Below are 14,838 nucleotides of genomic sequence, written 5' to 3'. Positions count from 1 at the left end.
GCTTCAGGAGAATTTGGGCTTAATGATTTAGATATTGTGGAAGCTTTGGTGTATGACTTAGAAAAATCAATTGCTCTATTCGTAAAATGAGGAACTAGGCTATGACTACAGATGATTTTATAAAGACGATGGTATTATTTTTTCCTGGAACGAAAACAGATATTGAGGAACATATAAATGAATATGGGGAAAGATTGGATACGATTGTTATTGAAGATTTTATAATGCCTGAAGTAATTGGTATTTTGAAAAAAGATACTGATGATGAGTTGATAAAAGCAGTATTTGGTTACTTTGAAGATGTGTCTATTTATGCTGATAAAAAACTCCATGATGTTTTTTTGTCTACAGCTCTGGAAATATTAGGAAATGATAGGTTGATTCTTGAAAAAGCTAAAAAATATATGGGGCCAATAACAACAGCTCTTCAGATAGAAGCAGATGCGTATATTGGAAGAATCAATTAATTACATATCATTAACAAAGCTAAAGAAAAGTATCAAGCAGTACACCGGCCTTTGACCTTTGTACTGCTGCTTTTTTGATGAAGAGGCGAGTGTACAGATGTTTTGTTTTTTTGAGGGGAAAGGAAAATACGATGAAGTATTATTCTTATTATGTAGAAGGTTGTGAGAATGAAAGTAAATGGAAAAAAATTCTTTCATGCCTGATCGATTACAGTGATGAGTTTTCACTGATTTATTACAAGCCAGATGGTAAAGCTAATAGTACTGCTAAAAAAATGATAAAGAGTTTATCAAAGTATAAAATTGAAAGCAGGACAGTTACCTGTTGGCCCGGAACAACAATTCTTGATGAAGATGAGAAGTCATACAAATTGTACTTGTTCAAATCAGATCGGGAAGTATATGAGCAATTAGCAGAAGTTCCCACCTTATGGGACTGGGATGGATTCGACTATCCTATGGATATCGCATTTTATAAAAATGGTTATGCATGGTTTGCGTCTTGTTCTCACGAACACCTTAATTGGCTGTATCTACAACGTAATAAGGATTTTCCAAGCGCTTCATTTTTTGAGAACAACGGACTGCAGATATTCAGTGATATAATTGTTGATGAAAGTGAACTGTTTTCTTATATATTAGAATACAAAGAAAGAGATGGATCTAACAGTAAAAGAAATATCGAACATGTTGTAAAAAAAGATGTTTCTTTTCAATATTTGGAGGATATTTATGGAGAAAGTGATGTATCAGTCAGTATTAAGGATAAAGAAATAAGAATAACTGCTGATAGAAATGGTCTCATGGCGATAGGTAATCAGTTTTTGAATATGCTTCAGATTGGATATGCCAGCGGAAGTGAAGTTGTTGTTGAAACAGGTAAAGGAAAAGGTGCATTCAAAATCGTGATTACCAAAAAATAAACAGGGCTGTATACAAGATTATTGCCGGTAAGATGCCTTTTTCTTGCCGGCAATAATATTAGGTTTACCTTTGAATAAAACTCATAAGCAACTATGAGTACGACCTCTGGGGCAACATCATCTCTGTGACCAAGGCTTCATCCACATCTGATCCAAGTGGAATCCTTGACAGGAACCCTCTCCGTTACAGAGGCTATTACTACGATGCGGAGACTGGCTTCTGCTACCTGAATGCAAGATATTATGATCCGGTAGCGCATAGGTTCATAAGCCCTGAGCCTAATTTTACAGCAGGTGTATTTGACACAGGCACAGGTCTGACGGCATACAATGTATATGCATATTGCGGTAATGATCCTGTAAATCTGTGTGATTCCACAGGCCAGTTTGTAATAACAACAGCTGCCATTTGTATTGGTGTAGGAGCTGCGGTTGGCATGGCCATTGGCGGCATTGTTGGAAATGTTGTTGCTACCAATCAAGGATTAGATGTATGGCAGAAAGCAAAGTATGTTATATCAGGTGCTTTGTCAGGAGGAATACTTGGAACTATAGGCGGAGATATGATAGCTCCTGCATTAGTTTCTATGTCTGGCATAACTGGATTGTTTGTTACAGGCGGTGGTGTAACATTTCTAAATCAGTATAATTACATTGTTCAATGTGTTGGCAATCCCGTCGAAGTTCTAGGAAGAGGAAGTACAGGACGAATAGTAGCAAATAACCTAAATGAGCAAATGGCAATGCATCAAGTTATGTCTGATCCTTTAAAATACGCTGAGCATCTTAAGATGATAATAATGTCTGATACTCGCTGGCTAGCGGAAGAGGGGTGGATTAAGATGCAGGCTGTTATCGAACATAGTGATAGAACTCGAACGGTGATACACTTTGTATATAATGTAGTTACAAAAGCATTTGATGATTTTAAATTTAATAGAAATGAGGTAGATGTGGATAACATAAAAATATCTAAAATATGGCAAGATTATATGATGTTTGAAGTAAGGGTAATTGCCTATAATGAATATATAAATGCATATCAGGATATATATTTGGACGAAAAATCTCTACTGCAATTATCAGATAGTTTTGCTTCATATATTGAGAATTATAATTGCTGTTATGATTGGAATAATAGAGAAAAGGAACGATTGTTTTCTATAAGACTATTTCCAGCAGATATTCATGGACATGTGAAAATTGAGTTAGATATGGCTATATATGATAGTAAAATAATTGATCATAGGTGCAAGTTTTTTGTGGAAAGTGAATTGGGGCTAGTAGAATCCTTTGGCAAGAACCTTAAAGGTATTATCCAAGGAAAAGTTGGAACAGAAATAGTATTGCAGTAATACAATTCTTAAATGGTAATGGCGGACAAATAATCCACCATTACCTTCTTTATCGGGCACAGTTATAATTGCAGCTATCGCCTTTTTGCCAGTGGAGGGAACCTTAAAAAGACTGGGCAAGTAGCCATAGACGGTGCATGTGATGGCTTTATGTCCGGAGCTATTAGTGGCGCAATAGTAGGAGGTATGAACTCGCCATACTGCTTTGCCTTTGGTACTCTAGTCGCGACCAGTGAAGGATCTGTCCCCATAGAGGAAATACAGGCAGGTGACTATGTTCTGTCAGAAGATCCTGATACCGGTGATGTCACTTGCCAGATGGTATTAGAGACCTATGTCAATGAGACTGATGAGCTGATCCACCTGACTATCAGTAAGGATGGCGAAGATGGCAAGAAGGCTGAGACGGAGGAGATAGTAACAACTCCTACTCATCCCTTCTATGTGAAGGATACCGGCTTTGTAACAGCAGAAATGCTGGCAGTAGGTACAATCCTTGTAGATAACGAAGGCAATGAGATCCACCTTCAGAACAAGCGTTGGCAGCACCTAATAGACTCAGTATCGATATATTATTTTGAAGTCGCTATCTCTAGTAGAGGTATCTGATCTTTTTATTTCGCAAATTTAAAAATTGTTTAAATTTGCGAAATGAAGTATACTGTTTATGAGGTGAAAAATATGAGACTAATTCAAAGGAATCACTATTTAAACGCCCTCTTGGCGGTAAAAGATATTCCAGATATTAAAGTTATAACAGGCGTTCGCAGAAGCGGAAAATCAAAACTTATGGATGCACTCATTGATAATATTTCGCAAGAAAAAACCGCTAATATTGTACGCATTAAGTTGAATCTAAAAAAGAATGAATCTTTTCTTGATGGAGATAAACTTTATGCGTACATCGAACAGCAATATGATGCAGAAAAGAATAATTACCTGTTTATTGATGAAGTTCAGATGTGTGAGGGCTTTGAAAGAGTTATCAATAGTATATATGAGGAAGAATTGTATGATATATACCTTACCGGATCTAATGCATTCCTTCTTTCAAGCGATCTTGCGACATTGTTTGGTGGAAGAGTATTTGAAATAAAACTATATCCGTTTTCATTTAATGAGTATTTGAAATACTATCCATCTGATGATGTAGATGTTGCATTTGATGATTATGTTAAAAAAGGTGGGATGGCTGGTTCTTATTTATATAAGACAGAAGAAGATGCCAGAAAATATGTTAATGGAATATACAGGACTACCATCACAAAAGATATAGTAACAAAATTTAAAATTGAAAATGAAGATCTGCTGGTTATGATAGGTAATTTCTTGATGGATAATGTGGGCAATCAGACTTCTATAAGAAATGTAGCAGCAAAACTTACATCAGGAACCTATAAAACTAATGATAAAACTGTTGGTGCTTATATTGATTATTTATGTCGCTCTTTTTTGTTTTATCAAATTCAGCGATATGATATCAAAGGGAAAAAATATCTTGAGTCAGATAAGAAATATTATCTTGCAGATTTATCATTTCGTTTTGCTGAATTAGGAACCAAGGATGCGGATTATGGACATCTTTATGAAAATATAGTGGCACTGGAACTGCTACGTAGAGGATATGAAGTATATGTTGGAAAACTATACGCAAAAGAAGTTGATTTTGTTGCTATAAAAGAAGGCGAAAAGCTATATATACAGGTATCTGATGATATTTCGCGAGAAGAAACATATAATAGAGAACTGTCACCTCTTTTGAGTATAAAGGATGCTTATCCGAAAATGATTATTGCAAGGACAAAGCATGAAGAGACTCAGCATGAGGGTATAAGGATACTTGATATTGCAAGGTGGCTTTCTGATTCGCAATAATAATAAAATTTTAAAGATGTTGCTGCTATGAAGGAGGCACTATCCAATATTATAGGCGCGTATGAACGCTACTTTGCAAAACACCCCAAGCTTAGCGAGTTCCCAAAGGTTTCTATGATTTGGAAATCTTTGCCGTCACAGCTTGCACCTACGGCTTTTGGTGAGGGTAACCGACTGTTTACGGAGTTTCAGGGGCTCACATAAAAATCCCCCGGAAGAAATCTTCCGGGGGATAATGCGTGCCGATAATGGGACTCGAACCCATACGCCATTGCTGACAACAGATTTTGAGTCTGTCTCGTCTGCCAGTTCCGACACATCGGCATCCAAACGCTTGTTTATAATATCACAGCGAAAAACAATATTCAAGAGAAATTCAGATTAATTGTTTTAGTATATCAATGTAACTAACTGTTAGTTGCGAAGGCGTCAAAAATGCGGGAAGTATATATCCGATTTCCATATGATCGTCTACCTTCAGGGGCCTTGCGATAATATTGGGACCGTTTAATTCTTCGCTGATAACGCCGCTGCATATTGTGTAGCCGTTTAGACCGATCAGCATGTTGAACAAGCTGGCTCTGTCGCTGGGATTATCTGAAATGGATACATATTTTGCTATGGCAAGGGGCTATCAGGGTGAGAAGGGCGATGTCAAAGCTCTTGCCATGAAGAAGTGGTTTAATACCAACTACCACTATATCGTGCCTGAGCTTGAGGATGATACAGAGATTCGCCTCTCAGGTAGGAAGCTGCTATCAGCACATACAAGGAGATCATAGACCTACTGGTCAGTGATACAGATGGGATCCATTTATATACCATGAATGATCCCAGGATTGCGCGCAGGATATGTGAAGGCATACGGAATATAGTTTAGTTATTGTCAGTCGAAGCCGATATATCTAAAGATAGTTTTATGTGTTGTTTTATGCTTTTGGGCAGATAAGGGAGACAATCATGGACGTGGCTTCTACCTTGTTTTTTCTGGGACTGATACTTGTTGCTGATGTTGTGGGACTGATGTGGGTCCTCTTTGAAAGGCGGCCTTCATATAAGGAATTTGCAGGCATGTTTGGCCTGGGATTTCTGGAAGTCTTTATCAATATGATCTGCAGCGTTGCAGGTAATGTTGATACTATTTTGCTGCTGGAATCCCTGTATTATCTGGGCTCTACAGTACAGCTCATGTTCGTCTGGACTTTGGTCTGGGATTATTCCATCAAATCAAGGAATAAGAAGATCTTTTCACTGGTAGGTATCATAGGAGATTGTGATATCATCCTGATGCTGACTAATATCAAGAAAAATACCGTGTTTACAGTGGAGATGGAGCCCACACTGGAAAACGGTAACAATTATGTCCTGCATCATCAGTATCCGGGAGCATATATTCATTTTGGTATCCTGATCATATTCAGCCTTTTCACACTGACGCCCCTTGTTTACAAGTATATAGTATCAAGAGGTGTATATCGCAACAGATACGGCACCATACTTTTTGTATTCCTGATCGCTACCATGGTGGGCCTGTCCAATGGCTATCTTAACCTTAATAAGCTTATCCTGCAGAGCAGCAATGTACTTATTGTATTTGCCTGCTATTTTGTAATGTGCCATTTAAGCCCCGAGCAGCTGACCAAGATCACTATACACGAGACATTGAGAAACCTTAACAGCGGCCTGTGCGTATTTGATGCTGAGGGACATATCATAGAATCCAATGAGCTTGTTTTTGACTTTCTACATCTAAACAGAGGAGATGTGGAAGCTCTTAAGATTAAGCTTGATGAAATTTTGGCAGTCAGGGATGCCCGTAATAAGGACAGGGACAGCTGGATGATAGAGATTCCAAATCTGGATAATTCTGTCAGATATGTCAAGGTGGATTCCGGACGGATCAAGGACAGACACGATGAGCTTATAGGTCATTATATCAACGTATCCGACAGGACCCAGGAACAGATAACCCTGCAGGCTGAGCATTTCAAGGCTACCCATGATGAACTTACGGGACTCCTCAATAAAGAGGGCTTCTATGAGGCTGCATCCGAGAGGATGAGAAAGTATCCCGAGGATGACTATATAGTGATCTGCACCAATGTCAGGGATTTCAAGATGGTCAATGATCTCTTTGGCTTTGATAAGGGCAATGAGATCATACAAAAGATGGGTGCCATGCTCTCTATGGCTCTGCACAAGGAAGAACTTCTGGGAAGGACTGTGGCGGATCAGTTTGCCATATTGTCCAGAAAGAGTATATACGATGAATTTTATTTTCTGGACCAGCTTAGAGGTATTACTAATATTATCACGTCCAGTTATTATACTATGACGATACATTGCGGCGTTTATGAAGTATCCAATCATGAGATGGATGTATCACTTATGTGTGACAGGGCCAATATGGCTATCAGCACCATCAGTGATTTCTCTGAAAATAAGATCGCTGTTTATGATGACGAGATGATGTCCACCATACTCCATGACAGACAGGTGGCCAACCACCTTGACAGGGCTGTTGCAAGGAATGAGTTCCTGATCTATCTCCAGCCTCAGGTTGACCCTGAGGGCCGTCCTCTTGGCGCGGAAGCGCTGGTAAGATGGAATGATCCCGGCAAGGGAATCCTGGCTCCCGGTGCATTTATAAGTATCCTAGAAAAGACCGGCTGCCTATATAAGCTGGATCTTCATGTGTGGGAACTGGCTGCGCGGCAGCTATGCGACTGGAAGGGCACGGTATTTGAGAATCTCCATATATCCGTAAATATCTCGCCCAAGGATTTTTATTATCTTGATATCTATAAAATATTTACAGGACTGGTAGACCGTTATAAAATAGACCCTGCAAAACTTAAACTTGAGATCACAGAGTCAGCTCTTATGAATGAGCCTGATAGGCAGTTTAAGATAATTAACAGGCTTCATAATGTAGGCTTTGAGTTTGAGATAGATGATTTTGGAACAGGCTACTCATCACTGAGCATGCTCAAAGATATGCCTGCGGATGTTCTCAAGATTGACATGGAGTTCCTTCATGAGACAGAGAACAGGGAGCGCAGTAGGATGATCCTGGATTCAGTCATCAGCCTGGCGCATCAGCTTGATATGAAGGTTATCACCGAAGGCGTGGAGAAGAAGAGCCAGGTGGAATTCCTCAGAGATATGGGCTGCTCCATCTTCCAGGGATATTATTTCAGTAAGCCTCTTCCGGTTGATGAATTTGAAGAGAAGTATGTGGGCATGATGAAGCACTGATACAGTTTATGCAAGGAGTTTTTTCAAAAGAAGAGAAGGAGCTTTCTCTTCTTTTGTTTTGGACAAAGATATGAAGATAACTTATGCCCCTATGGAGGGGATCACAAACGTATATTACAGGAGACTTCACAGGGAACTATTTGGCGGTATCGATCATTACTACACTCCCTTTATCAGTGTGTTTTCAGATCATAATATCAAAAAGAGGGATCAAAGAGAGGTAGACCCTGAGAATAACAAGGGGCAGGATCTGATACCTCAGCTGCTTACCAATTCGGCTCCTGACCTGGTATGGGCATTTCATTATCTTAGGGACATGGGCTATGAAGAGATTAACCTTAACCTTGGCTGCCCTTCCGGTACTGTAACTGCCAAGAAAAAAGGATCAGGCTTTCTTAGAGATACGGCGGCTCTAAAGAACTTTTTTGATGAAGTCTTTGACTGCCTGGGAGATGAAGGAGAGCTCTTGTCTGTAAAGACCAGGATAGGAATAAACAGCCCTGATGAGATGGAGGCTATATCAGAAGTATATAAACTATATCCCATTAGGGAGCTGATCATCCATCCCAGGGTTCAGAAGCAGTTCTACAAGGGATTGCCTGATATGACAGCCTTTAGGAAGGCATATGAGATATCACCCTCCAAAGTGGCCTATAACGGTAATATCTTTAATACTGATGACTATGCCAAGGTGGTAGAGGCCTTTGGTCAGGGGGAGGATAGCAAGCTCTCTTCAGTGATGCTGGGAAGGGGGATAGTCGCAGACCCTTCGCTTGCAAGGCAGATAAAAGGCGGAGAGATCATAAATAAGGATGAATTTCGCTTTTTTTTAACTGAGCTGGAAGCTATATACAGGCAGGAACTTAGGACTGACAAGAATGTATTCTTCAAGATGAAGGAGCTGTGGTCCTATATGTCAGGCTGCTTTGAAGGCTCTGACAAGTATCTGAAGAGTATGCTCAAAGCAAAGGACTGGACAAGCTTCAAAGCCGGCGAAAGGGCACTTATGGACTGCTGCAGGATAAGAGCCTTGGAAGGCGGCCTGGAAGATGTCAATATAAAAAAAATAGCTGATGAGTGGGGATAAAAAATCAAGTGATATTATAAAAACATGATACAAAGCGCTCAAATTGTGGTATTGTAATTCGGTAAATACAAATTCTTACAGATTAGCTATCATTATAACAGGCATATGTCTGTGATAATTATGATCTCTAAGAACTAACCTGTTGACCGTGTCATTTGAGAAAAGGAGGTGGTTTTAATGAAGGAAAAACGTATTAGTACTGACAACCCTGTGCCCCGATTATGCACTCTATTAAAACCAAATCCTAAGGAGAAATGGCATGGAAGAGAAGAACTATCTGGAGCTGATCCGCAGCCTTCTTGCGGATAAGCGCTTTAATGATCTGAGACAGCTTCTCACCGATATGCAGAGTGTAGACGTGGCACTTGTAATGGGTGAGATGAAGGATGAGGAGTCCCTGAAACTGTTCAGGATACTCCCAAAAGATATGGCGGCAGATGTATTTGCCGAGCTGGAAAGTGATGATCAGCAGTATATCATCCAATATCTGTCAGATCGAGAAGCATCCAACATCATCAATAATCTGTACGCAGATGATGCGGCAGATTTTCTGGAGGAGATGCCGGCAGGCATTGTAAAGAAACTCCTCGCAAACGCAAACCCTGAGACCAGACAGGATATAAATCACCTGCTCCGTTATCCCGAAGATTCCGCAGGCTCTGTAATGACAGTGGAGTACGTGGATCTGAAGATGGATATGACCATAGGGCAGGCTATAGAGAGAATCCGCAGGATCGGACTTGATTCCGAGACTGTCAACATCTGTTATGTGCTGGATTCCAGGCGTGTCCTTGTGGGCACGGTTGCCCTCAGGTATCTGCTCATACTATCAGAAGAGTCCATAATAGGGGATATCATGAATGATAATGTTATCTCCATCAATACCATGGATGATAGGGAGGATGCAGCAAGGACCATAGCCAAGTACGGCTTTACCGCCATGCCTGTTGTGGATAATGAGAGGCGAATGGTGGGTATCATCACCGTGGACGACGTAGTGGACATTCTGGAAGAAGAGACCACGGAAGATATTGAAAAGATGGCAGCTATCGTTCCTTCGGATAAGCCTTATCTGAAGACCGGTATCTTTGAGACCTACAAGAAGAGGATGCCCTGGCTACTCCTACTTATGATAAGTGCCACCTTTACCGGTGCTATCATTACAAGTTTTGAAAATGCGCTTTCAAAGTACGTGATACTGACGGCTTATATACCCATGCTGATGGATACCGGAGGTAATGCCGGTTCCCAGGCCAGTGTATCCATTATCCGTGGTATATCCCTGGATGAGATCAGATTCAGTGATATATTCAGGACCTTATGGAAGGAGATAAGGGTAGCAGCTATATGCGGCCTGACTTTGGCTACTGCCAATTTTATAAAGCTCCTTCTCCTTGATAAGATCGGTATAGCTATTGCGCTTACTGTATGTCTTACACTGGTAATGGTAGTCATTATCGCTAAGTGCGTAGGTTGCCTGTTACCTCTGCTATCAGACAGGATAGGCCTTGATCCCGCTGTAATGGCCAGTCCTATGATCACCACTATTGTGGATGCTATATCACTGCTCACATATTTCAAGATCGCATCCACGCTTCTTCATCTTACTGCTTAGCGGATGAAGAACTGTTTTTATAATTGCATAGTGGCTTTATAGTTTCTGCCGGAAGCTTCTTAAGCTTTCCGGCAGATTTTTTATGCCCTGCTGATATATGTAATGAATACAAGGATGTATTTGGACATGCTTAGAAGTGTATGGATGCACTTCTATGTCGTGAATACAAGGATGTATTTGGACATGCTTAGAAGTGTATGGATGCACTTCTATGTCGTGAATTGCAGTTGATTACATGATCATAAATGCGTCCATGTTTTCAATAGATATGTTTTTGATCTGAAAGAAAATAAATTAATTCGCTGAGTTTTCCGATATACAAGTAGGCAGTTTGTGTGCTGCCAATTAATACCGATCGATGTCATTATTTAAGAAAGGATAGTGAGAATGGCTAAGAAGGAAAGAATGGTATCTATCAAAACCAAGCTTTTGGGCACCATCCTCCCGGTAGTTATCGTCATCGTACTCCTTTTGGTGGGTATATCTTATTTTATTTCCAAGAATATATTGACGGAATACTCTAGAGGACTGTTAAGCTCGTCTGTTGAAAGTCAGGCCCATGAGATTGAAGCCTGGCTTGAGGAGAATCTGTCTGCATTTCAGATCGTAAAGCATACTATTGAAGGTATACAGCCCGGTGATGATGAGCTGCAGAGTATCCTGAACCAGTATTATGGCTTTAATGATAACTATCCCAAGGGCCTGTATATTGCTGATGAAAACGGAAATCTCATGGCTGCCGAGGAATCTGAAATGACTGAAGCAGATCCCACCTCATCCGTCTGGTACAAGGAAGGACTGACCAGGCTGAACATGGGCTTTACCAGTGCCTATGTGAATTCGGAGGGAGACGCGGTCATCAGTGCATCGGGTATCCTCAATGATGGCTCCGGTGTGATGAAGGTAATATCTGCTGATCTGTCCCTTCAGAGGATCAGTATCATAGTTAACAGCTTTGTACAGATGGACGATGCTCAGACCTTCCTGATCAATTCAAGAGATGGTATGATCCTGGCTCATCGTGACAATACGCTGATATCCAAGAAGATATCCGCTCTGTCAGACTCTTTTATGGCAGGAGTAGAAGAGAAAAGGCTGGCCCATGATTATTCAATGGAAGAGATAGACAAGAATATCACTTCCTTTACAGATGTTGAAGGAACTGACTGGATACTGGTATCCTACATACCTACCTCTATAGTATATTCTGACGTGGAGAGGATCAGGAATACCATGATCATCATAGGTGTGGTATCGCTGATACTTTTGGGTATCCTGATCGCAAGAGTGGTACATGTTACCATTCGCCCTGTCAAGGAACTGACTGATGTGATCACAGCCATGACTGATGGTGACTTTACAGTAGATGTGAGGACCCGGAGTAATGACGAAATCGGCCTCATGAGTAAATGCGTAGAGAAGTTTATAGACTCCATGAGAGGCATGATATCATCTATTTCCGGTGTATCCACCAAGCTGCGGGGACAGGCTGATAACAGTACCAATGTATCAGAGCAGATGTATGATGCCTCCCGTACACAGAGCAGCTCCATGCAGCAGCTTAACAGTACCGTTGAGCAGCTGTCTCAGTCTGTTAATGAGATCGCTGAAAATGCTACCACTCTTGCAATGGTAGTTGCTGATACCAGAGAAGACGGCAGACAGGTTGAGAGCAAGATGAAAGAGACCGTCGAGGTCTCCAAAGAAGGCAAAGCTGACATGCAGAATGTGGACAGCGCTATGCGCAGTATCAATGAATCTGTGCTGGGTCTGCAGGAAGCCATTGATAAGGTTGGTAAGTCCTCGGAAGAGATCACCAATATCACAGGTGTTATCAGCAACATAGCAGAAGAGACCAATCTCTTGTCCCTCAACGCCTCTATAGAGGCTGCAAGAGCCGGAGAAGCAGGCAAGGGCTTTGCTGTTGTAGCTACTGAGATCGGCAAGCTGGCACAGAGCAGTGCGGAATCTGTACAGAATATCGAGACTCTCATAACAGAGATCAATGATCTGGTCAAGGCAGCTGTTGGTCAGGCTGATGACAGTGTTAAGAATATCAACAGCAGTAGCGAGCTGGTAGGCGGAGCGCTTACCACTTTTGATACCATCTTTGGCAATATAGACGAAGTGGGCACTCTTGTCCAGCAAATGATAGAGAAGGTAGAAAAGGTTGATGAAGTTGCAACCAATGTTGCTGCTATATCACAGGAGCAGGCAGCCAGCTCTGAAGAGATTCTGGCAACATCTGATACCATGGTGGAACAGGCCAATAATATCACAGGTAACAGTGAGACTGTGGCGGCTGATGCCAGAGAGCTGACAAGTTCTGCCCAGGAACTGGCTGATCAGGTTGCTGCTTTCAAGATAGATAGTACAGCTGACGCTGCGGAGGGATGATTATGAAGAGAAAGCTGAGAGTTATTATATGCATTCTTTTGACAGGTATCATGTTGTGCAGCGCCTGTGGTAGTTCAGGAGGTGCTTCAGGAAAGGGTACCAGGATACTCCTGACTATGTATAATGAGGCAAAGCCCGGAAGCTTTAGAGGGTCACTGGTGGAAGCTGCGCAGAATAAGGCGGCCTCGGAAGGAGCCAGCCTGGAGGTGGTATATGCCGATAATTCCATTGAGACCCAGGTTGAGCAGATCAAAAATGCAGTGAGTCAGAAATATGACGTTATCATATGCGGAGCTGTGGACGCAGATACTGCCGTGGAACTGGAAGCCAATGCCTCGGGTATACCTATAGTATTTATTTGTAACTGCCCCGAAGATAAGAGACTAAAGGCTGACAAGTATATATACGTTGGCTCTGATGAAAATGTAGCAGGCCAGTTCCAGGCTGAGTATATCCTTAATAAAATCTCATCCAAGTCGGAACTCAATGTTATGATCATCAAGGGACCCAGAGGTCAGTCCGCAACCAGCGGCAGGACTCAGGGAGCAAAGAGAACTCTTGAGGACAGCGGCAAGACTATCAATTATGTTTTTGAAGATTATGCAGACTGGGATAAGGGTATAGCAAGAGATATGTTTGATATCTTCATGCAGACCGGCAATCCTCTGGACTGTGTACTTTGCAACAATGATACAATGGCTATGGGTATCGTAGAGTATTGCCAGGAGAATGGCATAGATCTGGGCGGACTTCCCATACTGGGCGTAAATGCTGCTTCTGATGCCTGCGAAGCCATTATAAACGGAGATATGGCTCTAACAGTATATCAGTCAGGTCTGGGACAGGGCGAGGCCAGCGTGGAAGCTGCTATCAAGCTGGCAGGCGGACAGTCTGTCAAAGGAATGGAAGGCGCGACAGAAGATAATAAATATGTCTGGGTACCCTTTGAAAAGGTAGACAGCTCCAATGCTGCTCAGTATAAGTGATGACAGGACTTTAGACCAGAGGTGCATTAAGATATAAAGCCGGTTAAGAGCAAAGCTTACTTGATATGCTTTTAAGCATTAAATCTTAAAAGCAGGAGGTATGTGAAAAGTCGCATACCTCCTGCTTTATCTTGCGTGATTCTGTGAGAAATACAGCTTATCAGTGGTTTACTTCCGAATAACCAAATCCATTGCAGATGGCGGTGATCCTGGTGCCGCTCTGACAGAGCTTGCATGATTCCGGAGTATAGGAGATATAATCCGGCACATCTGACTTGCCAAAGAGGTAATTGATCTGGTGTCCGGATACGCTGGTGCCTGCTGAGAATATAGCGGATACTCCGTTAACATGGCCACCATAATATTCAATGCCTGAGATGGCCCTGTTAACTGTCTTGCCGGTGGTCATGGATGCCAGCAGCAGCAGTACATGCTTTTGCTCTACCATCATCAGCATATTATCTCTGAAGATCAGCTGACCAGTCTGATCATACTCGGGAGAAACTACATAGATGGTCTTGTGCTGGTTCATAGACAGGATACCGGCTTTGGTCAGCTCATCAGCAAGATAAGCACCTATGACCTCTGTGCCGTCCATACAGATAATGGTGTCGATGATAGTGGAAGAGATGTAGGCCTGGGCCATGGCAGAGGCTACGGCTCTTGCCTCGGACCTTCTGGTCTTCATGGTAGTCATATCAACATAATAATTGATATGGGAATTGGGAGTTACGAAATGTCCCGGAATAATCTTTAGTGCTATGTCCGGGTACTTCTTAGAGTAGACTTTGTTGTACTGTAACATGACCACGCTCCATTCCGGGGAATCCCCCAAACTGATATTTATATTAATTCTATAATAACATGTGACAAAC

General features: G+C 41.7%; 12 protein-coding genes, 1 tRNA gene and 2 pseudogenes. 12 read left to right on the top strand and 3 right to left on the bottom strand.

Annotated elements, in window-relative coordinates:
• Positions 1–101: 101 nt before the first annotated feature.
• From G636_RS0106385 to G636_RS21160, 6 genes and pseudogenes are all read left to right on the top strand, one after another.
• The gene (locus G636_RS0106385; protein ID WP_026507365.1) at positions 102–467 is read left to right on the top strand and encodes a DUF7674 family protein; all 366 of its coding nucleotides are present in this window, start codon (positions 102–104) and stop codon (positions 465–467) included.
• Between the two features lie 110 nt (positions 468–577).
• Positions 578–1,390: a hypothetical protein gene (locus tag G636_RS0106380; protein ID WP_196803047.1), complete on the top strand. Its 813-nt coding sequence runs from the start codon at positions 578–580 to the stop codon at positions 1,388–1,390.
• Between the two features lie 74 nt (positions 1,391–1,464).
• The gene (locus G636_RS19405) at positions 1,465–2,745 is read left to right on the top strand and encodes an RHS repeat-associated core domain-containing protein (protein WP_330363922.1); all 1,281 of its coding nucleotides are present in this window, start codon (positions 1,465–1,467) and stop codon (positions 2,743–2,745) included.
• Between the two features lie 186 nt (positions 2,746–2,931).
• Entirely contained in the window at positions 2,932–3,354 is a 423-nt protein-coding gene (locus G636_RS17555; RefSeq protein ID WP_051226613.1) for a polymorphic toxin-type HINT domain-containing protein, read from the top strand.
• A gap of 72 nt (positions 3,355–3,426) precedes the next feature.
• The gene (locus G636_RS0106365) at positions 3,427–4,620 is read left to right on the top strand and encodes an ATP-binding protein (protein ID WP_026507363.1); all 1,194 of its coding nucleotides are present in this window, start codon (positions 3,427–3,429) and stop codon (positions 4,618–4,620) included.
• Positions 4,621–4,632: 12 nt separating this feature from the next.
• Positions 4,633–4,767: pseudogene (locus G636_RS21160) on the top strand (ATPase); the annotation flags it as partial.
• A gap of 93 nt (positions 4,768–4,860) precedes the next feature.
• Here the strand turns inward: G636_RS21160 and G636_RS0106355 are convergent.
• Both G636_RS0106355 and G636_RS20475 read right to left on the bottom strand, forming a co-directional pair.
• Positions 4,861–4,944, bottom strand: a tRNA-Leu gene (locus tag G636_RS0106355).
• Positions 4,945–4,996: 52 nt separating this feature from the next.
• A complete protein-coding gene (locus tag G636_RS20475) occupies positions 4,997–5,185 on the bottom strand; it encodes a hypothetical protein (RefSeq protein ID WP_242826929.1) in 189 nt (62 codons plus the stop codon).
• Between the two features lie 22 nt (positions 5,186–5,207).
• Between G636_RS20475 and G636_RS0106350 the strand changes: the two are divergent.
• The 6 genes and pseudogenes from G636_RS0106350 to G636_RS0106325 form a co-directional block, all read left to right on the top strand.
• A pseudogene (locus G636_RS0106350) lies at positions 5,208–5,372 on the top strand (hypothetical protein); the annotation flags it as partial.
• Positions 5,373–5,541: 169 nt separating this feature from the next.
• Positions 5,542–7,878, top strand: coding sequence for a GGDEF domain-containing protein (locus G636_RS19400; protein WP_196803046.1), 2,337 nt, complete (start codon positions 5,542–5,544; stop codon positions 7,876–7,878).
• Positions 7,879–7,948: 70 nt separating this feature from the next.
• Complete coding sequence (locus G636_RS17545; protein ID WP_051226610.1) at positions 7,949–8,965, top strand: tRNA-dihydrouridine synthase family protein; 1,017 nt, start codon at positions 7,949–7,951, stop codon at positions 8,963–8,965.
• Between the two features lie 259 nt (positions 8,966–9,224).
• Complete coding sequence (gene mgtE, locus G636_RS0106335) at positions 9,225–10,580, top strand: magnesium transporter (RefSeq protein WP_026507361.1); 1,356 nt, start codon at positions 9,225–9,227, stop codon at positions 10,578–10,580.
• 387 nt (positions 10,581–10,967) lie between these two features.
• On the top strand, positions 10,968–12,977 hold the full coding sequence (locus G636_RS0106330; protein ID WP_035778969.1) for a methyl-accepting chemotaxis protein: 2,010 nt from the start codon (positions 10,968–10,970) through the stop codon (positions 12,975–12,977).
• Between the two features lie 2 nt (positions 12,978–12,979).
• Positions 12,980–13,963, top strand: coding sequence for a sugar ABC transporter substrate-binding protein (locus G636_RS0106325; protein ID WP_026507359.1), 984 nt, complete (start codon positions 12,980–12,982; stop codon positions 13,961–13,963).
• A 160-nt stretch (positions 13,964–14,123) separates the two neighbouring features.
• On the opposite strand, the gene G636_RS0106320 is transcribed toward G636_RS0106325, so the two are convergent.
• Entirely contained in the window at positions 14,124–14,768 is a 645-nt protein-coding gene (locus G636_RS0106320) for an orotate phosphoribosyltransferase (RefSeq protein WP_026507358.1), read from the bottom strand.
• Positions 14,769–14,838: the final 70 nt, after the last annotated feature.

Origin of the sequence: Butyrivibrio sp. MC2013 (genome assembly GCF_000424585.1) — a bacterium.
In the GTDB taxonomy this organism is placed as follows: domain Bacteria; phylum Bacillota; class Clostridia; order Lachnospirales; family Lachnospiraceae; genus Butyrivibrio.
This window is presented reverse-complemented; position numbering and strand designations above follow the sequence as displayed.

Bases quoted from the DNA above. Each gene is read 5' to 3' on its own strand.
- G636_RS0106385 (WP_026507365.1), top strand. From the start codon at position 102: ATGACTACAGATGATTTTATAAAGACGATGGTATTATTTTTTCCTGGA.
- G636_RS17555 (WP_051226613.1), top strand. From the start codon at position 2,932: ATGAACTCGCCATACTGCTTTGCCTTTGGTACTCTAGTCGCGACCAGT.
- G636_RS0106365 (WP_026507363.1), top strand. From the start codon at position 3,427: ATGAGACTAATTCAAAGGAATCACTATTTAAACGCCCTCTTGGCGGTA.
- G636_RS20475 (WP_242826929.1), bottom strand. From the start codon at position 5,185: ATGCTGATCGGTCTAAACGGCTACACAATATGCAGCGGCGTTATCAGC.
- G636_RS17545 (WP_051226610.1), top strand. From the start codon at position 7,949: ATGAAGATAACTTATGCCCCTATGGAGGGGATCACAAACGTATATTAC.
- mgtE (WP_026507361.1), top strand. From the start codon at position 9,225: ATGGAAGAGAAGAACTATCTGGAGCTGATCCGCAGCCTTCTTGCGGAT.
- G636_RS0106330 (WP_035778969.1), top strand. From the start codon at position 10,968: ATGGCTAAGAAGGAAAGAATGGTATCTATCAAAACCAAGCTTTTGGGC.
- G636_RS0106325 (WP_026507359.1), top strand. From the start codon at position 12,980: ATGAAGAGAAAGCTGAGAGTTATTATATGCATTCTTTTGACAGGTATC.
- G636_RS0106320 (WP_026507358.1), bottom strand. From the start codon at position 14,768: ATGTTACAGTACAACAAAGTCTACTCTAAGAAGTACCCGGACATAGCA.